The sequence below is a fragment of the Bacillus sp. FJAT-52991 genome (assembly GCF_037201805.1).
In the GTDB taxonomy this organism is placed as follows: Bacteria; Bacillota; Bacilli; order Bacillales; family Domibacillaceae; genus Bacillus_CE; species Bacillus_CE kandeliae.
This window is the reverse complement of sequence record NZ_CP147404.1, coordinates 3,131,592-3,149,355: the sequence shown is the minus strand read 5'-3', so window position 1 is coordinate 3,149,355 and position 17,764 is coordinate 3,131,592. Positions and strand designations below refer to the sequence as shown.

General features: G+C 38.2%; 18 protein-coding genes and 2 pseudogenes. 12 read left to right on the top strand and 8 right to left on the bottom strand.

Annotated features, from left to right (window positions below):
- Positions 1-21 precede the first annotated feature (21 nt).
- The 3 genes and pseudogenes from WDJ61_RS16245 to WDJ61_RS19155 form a co-directional block, all read right to left on the bottom strand.
- Positions 22-624 carry a glycerol-3-phosphate responsive antiterminator gene (locus WDJ61_RS16245; RefSeq protein WP_338751574.1) on the bottom strand — a complete coding sequence of 201 codons (603 nt, stop codon included), beginning with the start codon at positions 622-624 and terminating at the stop codon, positions 22-24.
- Positions 625-761: 137 nt separating this feature from the next.
- Positions 762-1,394 (bottom strand): annotated as a pseudogene (locus WDJ61_RS19160) (methyl-accepting chemotaxis protein); the annotation flags it as partial.
- Positions 1,395-1,703: 309 nt separating this feature from the next.
- Positions 1,704-2,288: pseudogene (locus WDJ61_RS19155) on the bottom strand (cache domain-containing protein); the annotation flags it as partial.
- A gap of 429 nt (positions 2,289-2,717) precedes the next feature.
- Between WDJ61_RS19155 and tnpA the strand changes: the two are divergent.
- Positions 2,718-3,149 carry an IS200/IS605 family transposase gene (gene tnpA, locus WDJ61_RS16235; RefSeq protein WP_338754759.1) on the top strand — a complete coding sequence of 144 codons (432 nt, stop codon included), beginning with the start codon at positions 2,718-2,720 and terminating at the stop codon, positions 3,147-3,149.
- A gap of 12 nt (positions 3,150-3,161) precedes the next feature.
- Positions 3,162-4,391: an RNA-guided endonuclease TnpB family protein gene (locus tag WDJ61_RS16230; RefSeq protein WP_338751570.1), complete on the top strand. Its 1,230-nt coding sequence runs from the start codon at positions 3,162-3,164 to the stop codon at positions 4,389-4,391.
- Positions 4,392-4,664: 273 nt separating this feature from the next.
- Here WDJ61_RS16230 and WDJ61_RS16225 read toward each other — a convergent pair whose 3' ends face one another.
- Together WDJ61_RS16225 and WDJ61_RS16220 are read right to left on the bottom strand one after the other, a co-directional pair.
- Complete coding sequence (locus tag WDJ61_RS16225; RefSeq protein ID WP_338751568.1) at positions 4,665-4,889, bottom strand: hypothetical protein; 225 nt, start codon at positions 4,887-4,889, stop codon at positions 4,665-4,667.
- 4 nt (positions 4,890-4,893) lie between these two features.
- A complete protein-coding gene (locus WDJ61_RS16220; RefSeq protein ID WP_338751566.1) occupies positions 4,894-5,214 on the bottom strand; it encodes a YbjQ family protein in 321 nt (106 codons plus the stop codon).
- Positions 5,215-5,437: 223 nt separating this feature from the next.
- On the opposite strand from WDJ61_RS16220, the gene WDJ61_RS16215 reads away from it, so the two are divergent.
- From WDJ61_RS16215 to WDJ61_RS16195, 5 genes are all read left to right on the top strand, one after another.
- Positions 5,438-5,653, top strand: a complete 216-nt coding sequence (locus WDJ61_RS16215; protein WP_338751564.1) for a hypothetical protein — start codon at positions 5,438-5,440, stop codon at positions 5,651-5,653.
- 91 nt (positions 5,654-5,744) lie between these two features.
- Positions 5,745-6,683 (top strand): methyl-accepting chemotaxis protein, encoded by a 939-nt coding sequence (locus tag WDJ61_RS16210; RefSeq protein WP_338751562.1) that lies wholly within the window; start codon positions 5,745-5,747, stop codon positions 6,681-6,683.
- Positions 6,684-6,897: 214 nt separating this feature from the next.
- Positions 6,898-9,387, top strand: a complete 2,490-nt coding sequence (locus WDJ61_RS16205) for a bifunctional 2',3'-cyclic-nucleotide 2'-phosphodiesterase/3'-nucleotidase (RefSeq protein WP_413789105.1) — start codon at positions 6,898-6,900, stop codon at positions 9,385-9,387.
- A 175-nt stretch (positions 9,388-9,562) separates the two neighbouring features.
- A complete protein-coding gene (locus WDJ61_RS16200; RefSeq protein ID WP_338751558.1) occupies positions 9,563-11,335 on the top strand; it encodes a methyl-accepting chemotaxis protein in 1,773 nt (590 codons plus the stop codon).
- Between the two features lie 141 nt (positions 11,336-11,476).
- On the top strand, positions 11,477-12,220 hold the full coding sequence (locus WDJ61_RS16195; protein ID WP_338751556.1) for an alpha/beta hydrolase: 744 nt from the start codon (positions 11,477-11,479) through the stop codon (positions 12,218-12,220).
- Positions 12,221-12,280: 60 nt separating this feature from the next.
- Here WDJ61_RS16195 and WDJ61_RS16190 read toward each other — a convergent pair whose 3' ends face one another.
- Positions 12,281-12,829 (bottom strand): glutathione peroxidase, encoded by a 549-nt coding sequence (locus WDJ61_RS16190; RefSeq protein WP_338751554.1) that lies wholly within the window; start codon positions 12,827-12,829, stop codon positions 12,281-12,283.
- Positions 12,830-12,984: 155 nt separating this feature from the next.
- Between WDJ61_RS16190 and WDJ61_RS16185 the strand changes: the two genes are divergently transcribed.
- On the top strand, positions 12,985-13,206 hold the full coding sequence (locus WDJ61_RS16185; protein WP_338751552.1) for a YwbE family protein: 222 nt from the start codon (positions 12,985-12,987) through the stop codon (positions 13,204-13,206).
- A 126-nt stretch (positions 13,207-13,332) separates the two neighbouring features.
- Here WDJ61_RS16185 and WDJ61_RS16180 read toward each other — a convergent pair whose 3' ends face one another.
- Complete coding sequence (locus tag WDJ61_RS16180) at positions 13,333-13,536, bottom strand: zinc ribbon domain-containing protein (protein WP_338751550.1); 204 nt, start codon at positions 13,534-13,536, stop codon at positions 13,333-13,335.
- A gap of 162 nt (positions 13,537-13,698) precedes the next feature.
- Here WDJ61_RS16180 and flaG point away from each other — a divergent pair, with 162 nt between their 5' ends.
- Genes flaG through WDJ61_RS16160 form a run of 4 tightly spaced genes read left to right on the top strand, consistent with a single transcriptional unit; the run spans position 13,699 to position 16,845 of the window.
- Positions 13,699-14,031 (top strand): flagellar protein FlaG, encoded by a 333-nt coding sequence (gene flaG, locus WDJ61_RS16175; protein ID WP_338751548.1) that lies wholly within the window; start codon positions 13,699-13,701, stop codon positions 14,029-14,031.
- A gap of 9 nt (positions 14,032-14,040) precedes the next feature.
- Positions 14,041-16,047, top strand: a complete 2,007-nt coding sequence (gene fliD, locus WDJ61_RS16170) for a flagellar filament capping protein FliD (protein WP_338751546.1) — start codon at positions 14,041-14,043, stop codon at positions 16,045-16,047.
- A gap of 37 nt (positions 16,048-16,084) precedes the next feature.
- Positions 16,085-16,489: a flagellar export chaperone FliS gene (gene fliS, locus WDJ61_RS16165; protein ID WP_338751544.1), complete on the top strand. Its 405-nt coding sequence runs from the start codon at positions 16,085-16,087 to the stop codon at positions 16,487-16,489.
- On the top strand, positions 16,489-16,845 hold the full coding sequence (locus WDJ61_RS16160; RefSeq protein WP_338751542.1) for a flagellar protein FliT: 357 nt from the start codon (positions 16,489-16,491) through the stop codon (positions 16,843-16,845). The genes fliS and WDJ61_RS16160 overlap by 1 nt, the downstream gene beginning before the upstream one ends.
- Positions 16,846-16,874: 29 nt before the next feature.
- Here the strand turns inward: WDJ61_RS16160 and WDJ61_RS16155 are convergent, their stop codons facing one another.
- Positions 16,875-17,684, bottom strand: coding sequence for a flagellin (locus WDJ61_RS16155; protein ID WP_338751540.1), 810 nt, complete (start codon positions 17,682-17,684; stop codon positions 16,875-16,877).
- Between the last annotated feature and the right edge of the window lie 80 nt (positions 17,685-17,764).

Sequence of the window (17,764 nt, the reverse complement as noted above, 5' to 3'; positions counted from 1 at the left end):
AATTAATTGTAAAATCTTTCTTTACAATTCATTTAAATTAATTTTCCACATGTCAGGGTTGGATGTAGTAATAGCGAGTGCGCCGTTTTCTAATGCTTGTTTCGCGTGTTCCGGTGAATTAAGTAGTCCACCTGTGATCGTTGGTACGGGAGAAACTTTTGATATTTTATTTAAAAAATCAGGAACACGGCATGGCATAATTTCAATAACATCTGCTTGAATGTACTGAATATCTTTCACCAAGTTGGTATAAACTTCCGTATCAATTAAGAAGATTCGTTGAACAACGACAAGTCCGCTAGATTTTGCTTTTTTAATAATGCTAGTTCTTGTCGTCACGATAGCGTGTGGCTGCACATTCCGTTTGACAAACTCAATCCCATCCCGATCCATTTCTAATCCACCAATTTTTTCAACGTGTAAAATAACAGGTAGGCCATGAGATTGAATAAAGTCTACATACTTCTTTACTGTTAAAATCGTTCCAGTCATTAATAATACGGCGCTTAAATTGTCTTTGTATTTAATTGCTTTTTCAATATATTTAGGCTCTTTTACCGCGGCGACCATTTTATGTGTTTGGAGTCTTTCCTGTAATACCGTTCGTGCATGGGTGTGTTTCATCTTCTTGTTCCTTTCTATTAAGGTTTATTTTACCATTAGTTTATAGTTTTTGAGATTGATTTGAAAGAGAGGTAGAGGTGAGATCAAAAATAAAACTCAGTAGGAGAATTCTCCACCGAGTTTCATAGTACAACATGTTAAATTTTAAATTTATCAAAAATCAAATTCATCTCTTCTGATAGTTTAGCCAAGCTGCTGGCAGAAGCAGCGACTTCCTGTATAGTTGCTAGCTGCTCTTCAGCGGCTGCAGAGTTATGCAGGCTAGCTGCTGCTCCTTCATCGGCTCTTTCACCGACGGATTCGATGAGAGTGACCATTTGATGACTGCTTGAAGAGGTTGCTTTAATGTTTTTTTCGACTTCTAGTATTTTTTCCGTTACCGCTGTGATCGATTGTTCAAGATGGGTAAATACGTCATTAATACGTACCGTCTTTTTCATCCCTGCTTCTACTTGATCAGTTCCCTCTGTCATTGATACGACGGCTTCTTTCGTTTCTTGTTGAATTTCAATGATCAAAGAAGCGATTTGTCCGGAAGATTGAGCAGATTGTTCGGCTAGCTTTCGTACTTCTTCAGCAACAACAGCAAAGCCTTTTCCAGATTCTCCTGCACGTGCGGATTCAATCGCCGCATTTAAAGCGAGTAAGTTTGTTTGTTCGGCAATGCTTGTAATCATGGAAATAATGTTGTTGATTTCTTGAGAGCGTTTATCCAATTTTTGAATGATGATCGCCGTATCTTTCACTTTTTGATGAATGGCGGTGATGGATGCAATAACGGCTTGGATTTCTTCCGCACCTTCTGCTGTTGCTTTAGAGGCACCCTCGGATAATGTTGTCGCTTCTTCTGTCCGATAGACGGCGTCATCCATTTGGGTTGATAGGACATTGATGACGTTGACCGTTTTACCTACGCTTGTTTTTTGTTCATCAGACCCGCAAGCGATTCGCTCAGTGACTTCAGCCACTTGTCTAGCGGCTTCTGTACTTTGGTCAGCACTTGCTGTTAATTGTTCAGATGAACTAGCAATATGTAAGGACGCTTCTTTCATTTGTTTTAGAATCGAGTGGAGTTGCGTGGACATTTTATTGACCGACTCGATTAGTTGTCCTGTTTCGTCTTTCGCATTGGTATGTAGTGATTCTTTTGACAGGTCGCCATTTGCTACTTGTGAAAGGTAGGCGGACGCCACTTGAATTCGCTTTAATATGCCTTTTGTTAAAAAATAGAAAGCAAATAGAGAAACGATAATGACAACGACAGCCAATAGGCCGATTTTCCAAGTTGTATTTTGAGTCACTTTTTGAATTCTTTCAGATGCGTCTGGAGCTCCAACGTACCACATACCGATAATCTCGTTACTTTCATTCTTGATAGGCATATAGGCTGTTTGATACGTATGACCTAAGACATCAGCTTGTTCTAAAAAAACTTCGCCGTTTTTTAATACCTTGTCTGCCACCTCATCAATTACTTTTGTACCAATTCCACGTTCGCCATCGACCATAACGTTCGACGTAATACTTGTGTCACCCAAAAATAAAGTAGCGGTATCTCCATTGGTCAGCTCACCAACTAAGTCAACGATTTCTAGGTTATTGTTCATCACTTGATCGCCTTTATACAATGTTCCGTCCTCTGCTCGCCACTCACCAGGGTACATTTGGTCAATGAGCGCATAACTAGTACGTAAATCGGATTGCGCTTTTTCCAAAGCCTCTCCTTCAATCACTGTTTGAATAGATTTTATCTGCAGCAAACCCGTCACCAAAAACGCACAAACCAGCATAATAAACGTCGTCAATAAAAGTTTCTTCCTAATCGAATACTTCGTAAACATGTAAATCCTCCTTTAGTAGTGAGGTGCCTGTCGCTTCCCGAATTTTGTTAGGTTTCGTCGAAGGTTAATAAATATAAGCTTATAGGTATATAATACTATATTCAAAACGTGAATTAAATGGAAAATAGGTAAATTTATTTACAATTTCATACTTGATGATCAACGCCCGCACACTTGTGATTTTAATCGTAAGTTAGGGCGTTTTTTCTTTGTTTTTAAAAAATACATATGTTACTATTATTACAGGTGAATATAATGAAAATTAAAAAAGGTAGAGGCTATGTTTACGCCATTCAATATCATATTGTTTGGTGTGTGAAATATCGGAAAAACATCATTAGTGGTGCGCTTGAAGATCGTTTAAAAGAAATCTTACTAGAACAATCTCATACACACGAGTTTACGATCGTTGAAATGGAAACAGACGGGGATCATCTACATATGTTAATTGAATGTTCTCCTCAACACTACATTCCTAACATAATGAAAGCTCTAAAAGGAAATAGTGCTAGGTATTTGTTTAAAGAGTTTCCTGAATTGAAAAAACAATTGTGGGGGGGCCATCTTTGGAATCCATCCTACTTCATTTGCACAGTTAGTGATCGTACAGAAGAACAAATTACAACATACATTCAAGAACAACAGGTAAAACCGAGAAAACGCGGTAGACCGAAAGATAGGTAGGGGGTGTTCGTAATGGCAAGGAAAACAACCAAACAACGAAATGTTGAATTGGCAAAAGATGGACTCCAGTTACGCCATTACGGACTTCGTTTTCGTATGGAACCGAAAAAATTTCAAAAAGAAAAAATTCATAAGTTCGCTGGATGTGCCCGCTTTGTATTTAACTTTTATTTAGCTGAAAAAATAGAAGTTTATAAAAATACTGGCGAAACACTTCATTACGGTGAATTCAAAAAATCGTTTAATGCGTTGAAGGACCATCCATTATTCAATTGGTTAAAAGAGCCCGACAAATTTGTAAATGAGTGTGCAATGGAGCAAGTAGATGCTGCATATGATCGCTTTTTTAAAGGGCAAAGCAAATTCCCAACATTCAAATCAAAACATACATCCAACCAATCTTTCTCTACAAAAGAAACGAACGGAAACATTCGATTAGATATTGAAAAGCAGACGGTTCAGTTACCTAAAATCGGAAAGGTGAAAGTTAAATTTTCTAAGAAACATCGTCAAACGTTTCAGAAGGATGGGTTTAATGGGAAAATCAAATCAGCTACGGTGAAATACCATAGTAGTGGTCAATATTATGTTTCTTTAAAAATAGAAGAGAAAGTGCCTCTTAAAGAAGAGGGTGACTGGACCTCTACTCCCGAGGATCAAATTATTGGAGTGGATGTAGGACTTTCTCATTTCCTTATCGATTCTAACGGTAAGAAAGTTGAAAACCCTAGATACCTGAAAGAGAACCTCATTACATTAGCCAAACTTCAACGAAAATTAAAGCACAAGAAAATAGGTAGTGCCAACTATAAGAAATTACAACAAAAAATAAGTAAGTTGCATTTACATATTACGAACAAACGGAAAGATTTTTTACATAAGGAATCTCGAAAACTCGTAAACGAAAACCAAGTGATCGTGTTGGAAGATTTACATGTAAAAGGTCTTATCAAGAATAAAAAGTTATCACGAAGCATTGCCGATGTTAGTTGGTCCATGTTCAAAACATTCGTATCTTATAAAGCAGATTGGAGCAATAAAAAAGTCATTCTTATCGATCGTTTTTTCGCTTCTTCCAAGCAATGTAATGGGTGTAAAGAAAAACATATTCTTCTATCTCTTTCAGAACGTGTCTGGATATGCCCTCACTGTGGAACTGAGCACGATCGAGATATCAATGCAGCTAGAAATATAAAAGAAGAAGGCATCCGTATGTTACGAAGCCTTCAAATACCAGTTTAATCTATCCACCGCAGGAACTGCGGAGTGTGCCTGTCAGCGCCCAGTGTGCTGTTTGTCCGAGATTTTGGGGCGATGGAGAGAGTGTAAGACGTTCCATTAGGAATGCGGTTCTCATTGAAACAGGAATCTTACGGTTGGTTTAAATCATCAGGTCTTTCGTCCGAAAGGATGTTAGAATCCTGCGATTTCAATCGTGGGAGGTTCAAAGGATGTATAAAAGGCGACGCAAAAAAAACGTGTGTTCATTGAACAACACACGGGAATATCCTTTTCTTATTCTTCTTTATAAAACCGCTCACCTGTCTCTGGATGAAAATAGACGACCATCTTTTTTTGAGTAGTGGGATCAATGGATACTTCTTCTGTTCGAACAAAGCCTTTTGGCACATCTTTTCCGTGCTTCGTTTTAAAGCGACGATCCCAAATAAACCAGGAGCCGAAAATTAAGACGAGGAGGAGGAGCAGTTGCACACCGTAAAAGCCGATGATCCATTCCATTCGCTTATTCCTGTTCAGCGATGACAGCTGTTCCGTAGGCGACGATTTCACTCATGTTTTGACCGATTTCTCCTGAATCAAATCGCATCATCACAATGGCATTAGCCCCCATTGCTTGTGCGTTTTTGACCATTCGATCGATCGCTTGTTTTCTCGCATCTTCTAGCATTTCTGTATATTGATTAATTTCTCCACCGACTAACCCCTTGAAAGACGCCATAATATCTTTTCCAACCCCTCTTGCACGCACCGTTAATCCAAAGACCGGTCCTTTTACTTCGTTAACTTTATAGTTGGTAATATTTTCGGTTGTAACAATAATCATGATTTACCCTCCTTTAATATTGAAAAAATTTGTTCTTGCAACATAATTCTACATGAGGATGAAAATCCCTTTAAAACATTAGATCGCATTTTGGATGGAATATCAATAATTTTATTAAAAGTTTAACAATTGAACCGATATTAAACATATCCAATATTTATAGGAAATGAGACCTATTAGTCATCAACGGTTTTTTATAGTTATTTTAAAAAGAAATGAAGAAATGGAGCATATTCACCAAAGTAGCGACAGCATTCATTCAGCTGTCCAAAATATTTCCGCCATCTCGCAACAAACTGCGGCATCAGCTGAAGAAATTACTGCTTCAGTCGATGAGCAAACGATCGCCATCGCCATCGCCAATAGTACGGAACTAGCTGAAGAGCTAAATGAATTGAGTGAAGAATTACATCAGGCGATTCAGAAATATAAATTGTAACACTTCTTATTAAAAAATCATTCATATTGTTAGGTGATGGACAACTGTGGAAACATCGTACATCTGTTCATGCCGAGAAAAGGAGAAATATATGTTTAGATCTAAAAAAAACGACCAATATCCCACGCAGCAGCTACAGAAAGAAATGACAGAGTTGAAGGCTTCATTTGAAGCGAAAGAACGAGAGGGAAAAAATCGACTCACGCATGTAAGAGCCGAAATAGCCGCTGCTGTCAATCAACATGGAAAAGTCAATGCCCAACATCGCGTGCTTGGAGAAGCCGTTGGGCAAATTGAAAAAAGATTTGACAAGGTAGCCTCTTTAAGTGAGCAGACTTCACAAAAATCCATCCATTTATATGAAAAAGGAAACTCGTTGAAGCAGCATTCCACCCAAATCGTTTCTGATGCGCAGCAAGGGACAACGGAAGTGAACCAAACAGCTGCCGTTATCAAAGAGCTTGGGCATCAAATTCAAACGTCTGAAAGCAATATGGCGAAATTGAGTGAGCGCTCTGTGGAGATCCATTCGATTGTTGGCGTCATTGAAGGCATTGCGGCGCAGACAAATTTATTGGCGTTAAACGCATCAATTGAAGCCGCTCGTGCGGGTGAATATGGCAAGGGCTTTGCTGTCGTTGCACAGGAAGTACGCAAGCTAGCAGAGAGTACCTCTGATAGTACAGCAAACATCCAAGCGTTAACGACCACTTTAGGAAATGAAATAGAGCACGCTTTAGAAGCGACAAGAAAAAGCAAAGAACTTGTTGAAAAAGGCATCGAAGTGAGCATGAACACCGCGGAGAAAATTGATCGAATTTTAGCGGCGATCGAGAACAGTCAGCTAGATATTAGTGAAGTGCAAAAAATGATTGATGAACAAAAGCAGTTGTCATTGCAAACGAAGAAAGAACTAGTCGAAGCGCAAGAACTATTTGATAAGGCTCATCAGATGATCAACGAGCATATCGAAGACGCCAAAGCAGTAGAGCAACAGCTAGATCATGGGGTCAAGCAGTTAACATTGTAAAAAATAGAAGACAACCTTAACGTCCAAGTTGTGGTTGTCTTTTTTGCTTTTTGATGCTGAAATTTTACAATCACTTAACGAAAACAGAAAAAAATTATTATATGTTCATGCTATAATTTAAGCTATAAATGAGACTTATTAACAGGAGGGGAAAGCTTTGGAAAGAAATAAAATCAAGAAAACCGTACTTGCTTCGGTACTAACTGTTAGTGTAATGATTCCGATGGGGATGGAAAAAACAGCCTACGCCAATGAGTTAGATGAAGACATTGTAAAGCTTCGTTTGTTAGAAACGACAGACATTCATGTGAACCTGATGAACTATGATTACTATCAAGATAAAGAGGTCGATAAGTATGGTCTTGCTCGTACAGCGTCCCTTGTTAAAGCAGCGCGTGCAGAAAGCCAAAACTCGATGTTGTTTGATAACGGTGATCTAATTCAAGGGAACCCACTCGGTGATTATGTTGCCAAAGAGAAGGGATTAAAAGATGGGGAAACGCACCCGGTGTATAAAGCAATGAACCTCCTACAATATGATGTAGGAAATATTGGGAATCATGAATTTAATTATGGATTGGATTTCCTTGAAAAGACGTTAAAAGGATCCAATTTCCCTTACGTCAATGCTAATGTGTATATCGATGATAAAGATAACAATCCTAACAATGATAAAAACTACTTTGACCCATACTTGATCATTGACAAAAAAGTGAAGGATCAAGATGGAGAAGAGCATACGATTAAAGTCGGTGTGATCGGCTTTGCTCCACCACAAATTATGAATTGGGACAAGGCTCATTTAGAAGGCGAAGTAATCGCCAAAGATATGGTCGAAACAGCGGAAAAATTCGTCCCTGAAATGAAAGCAAAGGGTGCGGATGTCATCGTGGCGATTCCTCACTCTGGGCTCGGCACGATCGAGGAAGGCAAGATGAAGGAAAATGCGACCTACGATTTAACGAAAGTAGACGGAATTGACGCGGTTCTGTTCGGTCATTCTCATGGCGTATTTCCAAGTGATCAGTATAAAGATCTGAAAGGTGCGGACGTTGAGAAGGGAACAGTTAATGGCGTCCCAGCAGTTATGCCAGGTTTTTGGGGCAGTCATCTAGGAGTGGTTGATCTTGAGCTGCAAAACGAAAATGGGGAATGGAAGGTGATCGACGGCCAATCTGAAACAAGAAGCATTACGACAGCAGATGGAAAACCGACCGTTGAGTCAGACCCTGAAATTGTGAATGCCGTGAAGGATGAGCATGAAGGAACGCTGGAATGGGTGCGAAGTGCAGTTGGTAAAACAACAGCCCCAATTAATAGTTATTTCGCTCTCGTTCAAGATGATCCGTCCGTGCAAATTGTAGCAAACGCCCAAAAATGGTATTTAGAGAATAAAATTAAAGGAACAGAGTATGAAAAGGTACCTGTTCTATCAGCAGCTGCTCCATTTAAAGCAGGGGCACGCATGGGTCCTGACTATTACACCGACATTCCAGCTGGAGATATCGCGATCAAAAACGTCTCTGATCTATACTTATATCCGAATACGTTAAACGCGGTACTTATTGATGGAGCAGGCGTAAAGGAATGGTTGGAAATGTCAGCTGGTCAATTTAACCAAATTGATCCAAAAGTAGGTGCGAAAGAACAAGCACTCGTAAATCCTGCTTTCCCGACGTATAATTTTGATGTAATTGATGGCGTGGCGTATGAGATTGACGTCACACAACCAGCTAAATATGGCACGGATGGGAAAGTTGTGAATCCGAATGCCAACCGTATTAAAAACTTGAAGTTTAAGGGCAAAAACATTGACCCTAAACAAAAATTCCTTGTAGCAACGAACAATTACCGTGCAGGCGGTGGCGGGAACTTCCCAGGCATTAACGCTGAAAGCATAGCGATCGAAACGCCAGATGAAAACCGTAGCATTGTCATTGATTACATTATGGAAATGAAAGAGATCAATCCGTCAGCTGATCAGAACTGGGGATTTGCCCCGATCAATGAAGGCCTCAATGTCACGTTTGAAACATCACCAAACGCGAAAAAGTACACAGAAGGCTCGGACAAGTTTAAATACGTGAAGCAACTTGATAGCGGATTTGCTCAATTCTCAATTGATATGAAGGGAGAAAGTCACCCAACAAACCCAGGTGAAGTGGAGAAAGACTTTAAAGATGTTCCGAAAGATCATTGGGCTTACGAATATATTCACAGCTTGGCGTCAAAAGGAATCATCCTTGGGAAAACAGATGGCACGTTCGCACCGAATGCAACGGTCACAAGAGGCGAGTTTGCGACCTTCATCGCGCGAACTCTCGACCTGAAGCCAAAAGGAAAATCTCCTTTCAAAGATGTACCGAAGAACATGGAAAAAGACATTACCGCTGTGTATGAAGCAGGTATTATCTCTGGCGTGAGCAAAGATAAATTTGCTCCAAATAAGCCAGTGACAAGAGAGCAAATGGCTGCCATGACTGTGGAAGCACTTGAAGTAAAAACAGGCAAGAAGTTCACGGCCTCTAAGCCAGCCAACTTCAAAGATAGCAAGCAAATCCATAAAGAATTTAAAGACGAAATCGACGTAGCGGTTGAACAAGAAATCATGTCCGGCTACAGTAACCAAAAGTTTATGCCGAAAAAATCATCCACAAGAGCCGAAGCTGCTAAGGTGATTTATAAGCTAGATCAATATAAATAACTTAATGAAACAGCCTGAGTTCTATACTGATATAGACTCAGGCTGTTTCATTTCTTTTTGTATCTTTCTATCTATGAAAATTGAATTATTAATTATATGTAAAGCTCTTTTTATCAAGACTTTTGTCTGATAAGATAAGTAGGGTTCATGAAATTACATCGAGAGAAGGAGAACAATGGATACAAACACATCTTTTTTCAATAGAATTTCCGTTCAGTTGCTTTTAGCTGTAACCATCGTTATTTTAACGATTAGCAGTGCGATCGGAATTTCCAGCTATTATTTAGCTAAAAAAGAATTAATTAATAGTGGAAAAGAAGAATTAAGAAGTATTGTTCAAACATCTTTGCCAGTCCTTGAAATGCTTAATGAAGAGGTAAAAGAGGGAAAAATCACTTTAGAACAAGCACAAGAAAGGGCTAGAATCATATTAAATGGTCCTAAAACTGAGGCTAATGGATCGGTTGGGTACGATTTTCACAAAACTAATTACGTTTATAAAGATAATGGGTATTTGTATGCATATGACTCTAATTATAAGGCTCAACTACACCCCGCCATTCCAATTGGTGAAGATGAGTCTGAAACAAAAAATAGCGAGGGTGTGTACGTTCAACGCGAGCTCGTAAAAGCAGCGAAAGCAACAAGTCCGGAAGACCATTTTTATACATATGCTTGGAAGAATACTGGAGAAGCAAGCGAACAACCTAAAATAGCTTATATGGTTTATTTCGAACCATGGGATTGGAATATTGGGATTGGTGCATATGAATCTGAATTCTATCAATCATTACAATCACTTAAGAATTATATCCTCATCATTACCATTTCTATTGCCGTTTTGAGTTTAGCTATAATGTTTTGGTTTGCGAAGAAAAAATTAGATTTATTGAAGCAAGCGGCTGCGATCTCCCTAAAAATTGCAGATGGTCAATTGGATGTACCAAAGCTTCAGGAAACTTCAGATGAAGTGGGACAATTGAATAAATCGTTTAATAAAATGTCTAGTGAACTAAGGGGGCTGATTGGCAAGCTTCAAGATACGAGCACAAACTTACTTCACTCGGCCACTGATTTATCAGCTGTTTCAGAGGAAACGTCAGCAACAAGTCAGGAAATTGTTCGTGCGATGAATGAGATTTCTAGTGGAGCTGTTTCACAAGCTTCGGATATTGATGATATGAGCAGAAGTGTGGATCGTTTGTCTAGTGCAATTGCGCAAATGAATCAGGAAAATCAAGTGATTCGCGACATTACCACTTCTACAGAAAAAGCAACCGATCATGGTAAAGAAATTGTTCAAGTGCTGAAAAGTTCTAATGAACAGTCATTAGTCGCTTCCGAAAAAATTAAAACAAGTATTACAAACTTAACGAGTCAAATTCAAAATATCTCACATATTACGACGACAATTAATCACGTTACGGAACAAACGAATTTACTTGCCTTAAATGCTAGCATTGAGGCGGCGAGAGCGGGTGAACATGGTAAAGGCTTTGCTGTTGTTGCGGATGAAGTGAGAAAGCTTGCAGAGGAATCCAATCAAGCAACAAAGCAAATCCAAGAGATGATCACAGGCATTCACCAAGAAACTGCAATAACCGTTTCGATGATGAAAGAGACGACTTTATTCTCTACCCAACTTAATAATGCTGTTCATGAGACCGAGATGGAATTTACTCAAATCTCAGAAGCAGTCAGAGAAACGATTAAAGCGATCGATGGGTTAAACAGTGAAATTATGACTGTCACAAATCAAAGTCATGAAATTCAAGAAGTCATTCAAAATATCTCTGCGGTGTCTGAGGAAACAGCAGCCGCTGTTGAAGAAATTTCCGCTTCCGTTGATGAGCAATCGAAAGCTATTTCTACGGTTAGTCATTCAGCCGATCAATTATCGCAGCTAAGCGAAACAGTGTCAGCTATGATTAATAGATACAAATTATAAAAGGATAGGGTTAGTCCTTTCCCTCTTATCTCATTCTGTGAAAATTGAATAAATAAAATTAGAAAACAGCCTAAGATCATGTCTAGGCTGTTTTCTAATTTTCATAAGAGGGTATGTAATTGATTAGGAGGATGATAGATAATGAATGAACAATATCCAGTGTTAAAAGAAGCGGAACCTTTTTATTATGAAGGAGGTCCAACAGGTATTCTTGTGATTCATGGCTTCACAGGCTCTACCCAAAGCATGCAGCCACTCGGCGAAGCCTACAGAGAAGCTGGTTTTACCGTTTGTGGCCCACGTTTAAAAGGACATGGAACTCATTATGAAGAGATGGAAAAAACGACGTATCAAGATTGGATCACTTCAGTAGAGGAAGGGTTTCAGTGGCTAAAAGAGCGATGCGAACGGATTTTTGTGACGGGGCTGTCGATGGGCGGCACACTGACTTTGTATTTAGCGGAAAAATATCCAGAAATCAAAGGGATTATTCCGATTAACGCAGCCATTGATTTACCAGCAATGAAAGAGTTTGAAGGAGCAAAAGAACCCCGCTTTCTCGACGCGATCGGTTCAGATATTAAAGCAGTTGGTGTCAAAGAGCTTGCCTATGAAAAAACACCTGTCTGCTCTATTCAAGAAATACTAATTTTAGCGGAACAAGTGCGAGCTCATCTTAGCGACATCACTTGTTCTGCACTGGTTTTCGTATCGAAAGAAGACCATGTCGTTCCACCGGAAAACTCGGAAGAAATATTCGCAAACATTGCTTCTCTCGATAAAGAAAAAATTAAACTCGACAACAGCTATCATGTGGCGACACTAGACAACGATCAGTCACTAATCATTGAGCGAACGTTAAATTTTATTCGTACTCACATATAAGAAGTATATCGCAAAGAGCCCAGGAGAATGGGCTCTTTGCGTTTAGCCATTGTTTCTTAATTATTGAAGCAATTTTTCTATTTCTTTAGCAAAAGAAGCAGGTTCATCCGATGGTTCGAATCGTTTGATGACATTTCCTTCTTGGTCGATAAGAAATTTAGTGAAGTTCCATTTGATCGAATCACCGAGGAGAAATTCTGGATTTTTTTCCGAGATCATCATCTTTAATAGCTTTTCACTAATGTTTGATTCGTCAAATCCACGGAATGGAGCAGCCGCTTTTAAAAACTGAAATAATGGAGCTTCGTTTTCTCCATTGACGTTCACCTTTGAAAAAATTGGGAAAGTGACACCGTAATTTAATTGACAAAAAGACGAGGCCTCTTCATTTGTACCAGGTTCTTGGCCAGCGAATTGATTGCAAGGAAAGCCCAGTATCTCTAATCCAGCTTCTTTATAGGAGAGATAGAGTTTTTGTAAGTCCTCAAACTGTGGAGTGAAAGTACATTTACTAGCTGTATTGACGACCAGCAACACTTTTTCTTTATAATTTTCAAGAGAAACGATGTTGCCATTTGTTTTTTCTACTTTAAAATCAAAGATATTCATAGGTAGCACCTCTACTAGTTTGTTCTTATTTAATAATTATTATAAATAAGGGCGGATCATTTGTCTAATAAAATATACTACTTTCGTCCTGTTCTTCCTTTCAGGTAAAATGGAACTTATACGAAAGATAATGAATAAAAAAGGAGCGAAAACAAATGAACGGACAACATCGAAAAGATATTCAACCGGGGCTTGATGTCAATATTGTGTTAAAAAAGGATCAACGAACAGGGAAGAAAACGAGAGGAATCGTCAAGGATATTTTGACAAACTCCAGCTTTCATCCACATGGCATTAAAGTGCGACTTGTGGATGGACAAGTAGGGAGAGTGCAGGAGATTTTTGTTGGGGGAAACGGAAGTGCTTGCGATATTTGATGAAGAAAGAAATTGAATAGGTGAGGCGACAAGGAAAAAGTACATCAAAAAGGTTTATGGCATGAGAACTTTCATTGTTGAGTGAAGAAAAATGCGTTGGCATGCTGACACCAACGCATTTTTCGATTATCCAAAAAAGAAATCCAATACGTTAGAAGCCGTTGATGCTTCTTTATTGTAAAACTCGGAGTACCCGCACTTTTTGCAATAAACAACTATAAATTGATTCTTTTGAATATCAAACATTTTTGATAAGCCCGTGCCCGTCATCGCTACCTCTTTTTGTGCCGCATCCCTACTACCACATTTGATACAACCTTTTTCAGCCATCATAATCTCCCCTTTCTTATATTAACTATTACGATTCAAAAACAATAAAGTTTCAACAGCGATCTCCTAAAAAATCCATTGTTTTCGTTTTTTCTTGTTAATATCGTGGTTCGGCTTCCGATATAAGGGATAGAAATGATTTTCTGGAGGGAGCGATGGGAGATGCTTGATAAGCTGGGGATGTCGAACCAAGTGATGAATCCTATAACTCGTCCTATACAACAAGAAATGGATGCAACGATGAAAACCGAGGACGTGCAAAGTCAGCCTTCGAAAGCAGAGATGGAGAGAGTTATTCAGGGAATGAATGATTTTTTGAAGCCTTCAAATTTGCATGTGAAGTTTGAATTCCACGATGAATTAGAAGAGTACTATGTGACGATGGTCAATGATGTGACGCAGGAAGTCATACGAGAAATACCGTCGAGAAAGCTATTAGATATGTACGCAGCGATGACCAAATATTTGGGGATTTTAGTAGATGAAAAAATTTAAGGAGGCATTATGATGCGAATTAGTGGATTAGCAAGTGGTATGGATATTGATACAATGGTCAAGGACTTAATGAAAGTGGAAAGAATGCCGCTTGATAGAATGAAACAAAAAAAACAAAAAGTTGAGTGGCAACGTGATGATTATCGTGCAATGTATACTCAGCTGGATGATTTTCGATCGGAGTTAACGAAATTAAAGTATACTCAAAATTATCGAGCAAGAAATGTTAGCTCTGTAGATGAGTCGAAAGTTTCTGCGACAGTTGCTAGTGGCGCGAATGCTTCTTCTTATTCAATTTCAAAGGTTACTCAATTAGCTAGTGCGGAAACAATTGTCAATAAAGGAAAAGTTACTTTAGATAAAAATGCTGGTTTATATGATCAAACTAGTGGAGAAGCAGGAATGTGGAAGACAGGTGCAATCGAGAGTAAAACGATTAAAGTAGGAACTGCTGGGAAGGATTTTTCTCTTGGTGACACAAACTTTGACGTTTCGTCGATTAGCAATTGGGGGGTCAAAGTAGATGGAAAGTCATACAAAGTAGTGACTGATTCAAATGATTTGACCGATAACACGGTTTTAGTAAACCCGGATGGTACGTTCAAGTTTAACAAAGAATTAGCTGCAAATAGTACGATTAAAATCGATTATATCGCAAATGACAAAACAGAAAATTTTGCCCTGACAAAAGACTCCACATCATGGCAATTACAAAGAAACTCTTTAGAAGATATTTCTATGTCATTTGAAGGTTCAGCATTGAATTTAGTGGCAAACCCAGATTCTACAGGGGACGATTTGCTCATTCAAACGGCTGGTGGGGAAACCATTGGAACATTGAATTCCAATACAGGAAGGATAACGTTTAATGAAGATCAATCTCTAGAAGGTAGCTTGGAAATCACGTATAAACAAAATTATACAACTTTCTCTGTAGGTGCTCATACTGGTGAGGGGGAAGTGTCTTCAGAAACGTTCTTTATTCAAGGAAATGACTCAATGGATAGTGTCATTAAAAAAGTGAATTCATCCAATGTTGGCGTATCCCTGATGTATGATGATTTTTCCCAGCAAATGACGTTAATGAGAACGGCAACTGGTGACTTTAACAAAGACGGTAACGAAATATTCTTTTCAGGGGCATTGATGGAAAAGACATTTCAATTTGACCCTAATAGTACTCCAACAATAAAAGGGGAAAATGCAAAGTTCACCATCAATGGTTTAGAGACAGAGCGTAGTTCGAATAACTTCACTATGAATGGTGTAACGTTTACGCTTAAACAAACATTTACGGACGAAGTGAAAGTAAATGTAAGCAATGATTCAGAGAAAGTGTTTGAAAATATTGTTGGGTTTGTTAATGAATACAATGAATTAATCGAAAAAATCCAAAATAAAACGACTGAAAATGTTTATCGTAAATATCAGCCATTAACGGATGAAGAAAGAGAAGCAATGACTGAAAAGCAACAGGAACTTTGGGATGAGAAGGCGAAAAGTGGCCTTTTGCGAAGAGATCCTATTTTAACAAGTGCATTATCCGAGATGCGTTTAGATTTATCGGCGCCTGTGAAAAATGATAATGTTTCCTCCGCATATAATTCATTAGCTAAGATTGGCATTACGACCACTTCTAATTATATGGAAGGTGGAAAATTAGTAATTAAAGATGAACAAAAATTGAGAGAAGCGATTGAAAAAGACCCTGCTGCGGTAGAAAGTTTATTTATTGCTAATGGAACTGACGAAAGCCAAAAAGGGGTTATTCATCGCTTATATGAAACGACCAATAATGCTATGGAGAAAATAAGAGTAAAGGCTGGGAATAAACATTCAACAAACCAGCAATATTCTTTAGGCCGAAGTCTTGATACAATGAATAAGCAAATTGCTCGATTTGAAGATCGTTTAGTCCAAGTAGAACAACGTTATTGGAATCAATTTACAGCTATGGAGAAAGCAATTCAAAGAGCAAATGAACAATCTGCTTATTTAATGAATGCATTTGGGTAATTGTTATTAGTATATAGAACAAAAGGAGTGGCACTGAGTGTCTACAAACAATCCATACAAACAATATGAAAATAATTCTGTTAATACCGCTTCACCCGGAGAATTAACGTTAATGCTTTACAACGGTTGTTTGAAATTTATTCGTAAAGCTAAAGAGGCAATTAAAGAAAAAAACTATGAACAAAAAAATGTTAATATCCAAAAAGCCCAAAAAATTATTCGAGAATTAATGGTTACTTTAAATATGGATATAGACATATCTAAAGAAATGATGACTTTATATGATTACTTAAACCGTCGTTTAATAGATGCGAATTTAAAAAATGATATTGAGATCCTAAATGAAGTAGAAGGGTTTGTTGAAGAGTTTCGAGATACATGGAAATTAGTGATACAAAAAAATAGACAAACTCAATATGCAGGCAGTGGTGGTCAAGTTTAATGAGTGAGGTTGTTGTTCAATGCCATTTGTTGACGAAGCAGCTACTAGATTTGCTTGAAGGGCCATATAGTGACAATGAGCGAGATCGATTAATGGCAGAGGTTGATTTGCTGTTACAAAAAAGAGGAGTCCTTCTTCCGAAGATTACTCCCCCATTCAATGATGAAGAGATTCAATTAGGGCATGAAATCAAACAGTGGAACCGAAAGATTGATGTTCATCTGCAAAAGCTAATGGCTATGATTAAGCAAGATATTCAAGGTGTGAATATGAAAAAAGCAAGCATGTCGAAATACACGGACCCTTATGGGAAACTTTCTATGACTGACGGGATGTTTTACGATAAAAAAAATTAGACCAGCTCAACTTGAGCTGGTCTAATTTTTTATTTAAATAAGTTTAGTATGTCTCGAGCATTTTGATTAACAGTTGATACAAGAATTTGATCACTCTTTTGTCTAATTTCTGCACTAGTTAAAGAGAGCATTTCTTTTCCCATATCAGCATCTTTTAACATAGAAAAGGATGTTGTCATATTTTTTTCATAAATATGAGCATTTCGGATATGATGTTCAATCGCTTCATAATGAGCTCCAACTCTAGTTAAATCTAAAGAGACTTTTGTGATGGCATTGTCTATTTTAGTTATTAGATTTTCAGCATCGTTTTGATCAAGTAGTGAAGCGCCATTTAATCCAAGTGCATCTGTGTCTGTTTTCACTAAATCAATTTTGATTTGTTGGCCTGGGTTAGCGCCAACCATTAAGACGAGTGGAGCATTCTCTCCCAGTATTTTTTTTGTATTAAATTCTAGCTTTTCTGCTGTATCATTGATGCCATTCATCAGCTCTTCTAATTCAATTTGTGCTGCTTGACGATCTTCATGAGTGAGAGTATCATTTGCAGCCATTACACTTAATTCTCGAGCGCGCTGTAGTAGGCCATTCACGTGATTTAGCCCTTCATCTGTTACTTCAAGTACAGATAAGCCATCTTGCATATTCTTCTGTGCTTGAGAAATACCGCGAATCTGTGCACGCATCGTTTCAGAAACTACTAAACCAGAAGCGTTATCAGCAGACTTTTGAATGTCTAGCCCTGAAGCTAGTTTGTCAAGGGTCTTTTGAATTTTCGTTTCATTTTTTTGGTACCTGTTCATTGAAAAAGCAATCATAGATTGATTTTGAATTTTCAATTAAAAAACACCTCTTCTCATTTAAAAATATTTTTCATCTTTTATATCGGCTTTTTTTGTTGAAAATAAAGGAAATGGTA

What these genes read in the sequence shown, in the direction of transcription:
- WDJ61_RS16245 (WP_338751574.1), bottom strand. Translation starts at nt 624, where the DNA reads ATGAAACACACCCATGCACGAACGGTATTACAGGAAAGACTCCAAACA.
- WDJ61_RS16230 (WP_338751570.1), top strand. Translation starts at nt 3,162, where the DNA reads ATGGCAAGGAAAACAACCAAACAACGAAATGTTGAATTGGCAAAAGAT.
- WDJ61_RS16225 (WP_338751568.1), bottom strand. Translation starts at nt 4,889, where the DNA reads ATGGAATGGATCATCGGCTTTTACGGTGTGCAACTGCTCCTCCTCCTC.
- WDJ61_RS16220 (WP_338751566.1), bottom strand. Translation starts at nt 5,214, where the DNA reads ATGATTATTGTTACAACCGAAAATATTACCAACTATAAAGTTAACGAA.
- WDJ61_RS16215 (WP_338751564.1), top strand. Translation starts at nt 5,438, where the DNA reads ATGGAGCATATTCACCAAAGTAGCGACAGCATTCATTCAGCTGTCCAA.
- WDJ61_RS16210 (WP_338751562.1), top strand. Translation starts at nt 5,745, where the DNA reads ATGTTTAGATCTAAAAAAAACGACCAATATCCCACGCAGCAGCTACAG.
- WDJ61_RS16205 (WP_413789105.1), top strand. Translation starts at nt 6,898, where the DNA reads ATGATTCCGATGGGGATGGAAAAAACAGCCTACGCCAATGAGTTAGAT.
- WDJ61_RS16200 (WP_338751558.1), top strand. Translation starts at nt 9,563, where the DNA reads ATGGATACAAACACATCTTTTTTCAATAGAATTTCCGTTCAGTTGCTT.
- WDJ61_RS16195 (WP_338751556.1), top strand. Translation starts at nt 11,477, where the DNA reads ATGAATGAACAATATCCAGTGTTAAAAGAAGCGGAACCTTTTTATTAT.
- WDJ61_RS16190 (WP_338751554.1), bottom strand. Translation starts at nt 12,829, where the DNA reads ATGAATATCTTTGATTTTAAAGTAGAAAAAACAAATGGCAACATCGTT.
- WDJ61_RS16185 (WP_338751552.1), top strand. Translation starts at nt 12,985, where the DNA reads ATGAACGGACAACATCGAAAAGATATTCAACCGGGGCTTGATGTCAAT.
- WDJ61_RS16180 (WP_338751550.1), bottom strand. Translation starts at nt 13,536, where the DNA reads ATGGCTGAAAAAGGTTGTATCAAATGTGGTAGTAGGGATGCGGCACAA.
- flaG (WP_338751548.1), top strand. Translation starts at nt 13,699, where the DNA reads ATGCTTGATAAGCTGGGGATGTCGAACCAAGTGATGAATCCTATAACT.
- fliD (WP_338751546.1), top strand. Translation starts at nt 14,041, where the DNA reads ATGATGCGAATTAGTGGATTAGCAAGTGGTATGGATATTGATACAATG.
- WDJ61_RS16160 (WP_338751542.1), top strand. Translation starts at nt 16,489, where the DNA reads ATGAGTGAGGTTGTTGTTCAATGCCATTTGTTGACGAAGCAGCTACTA.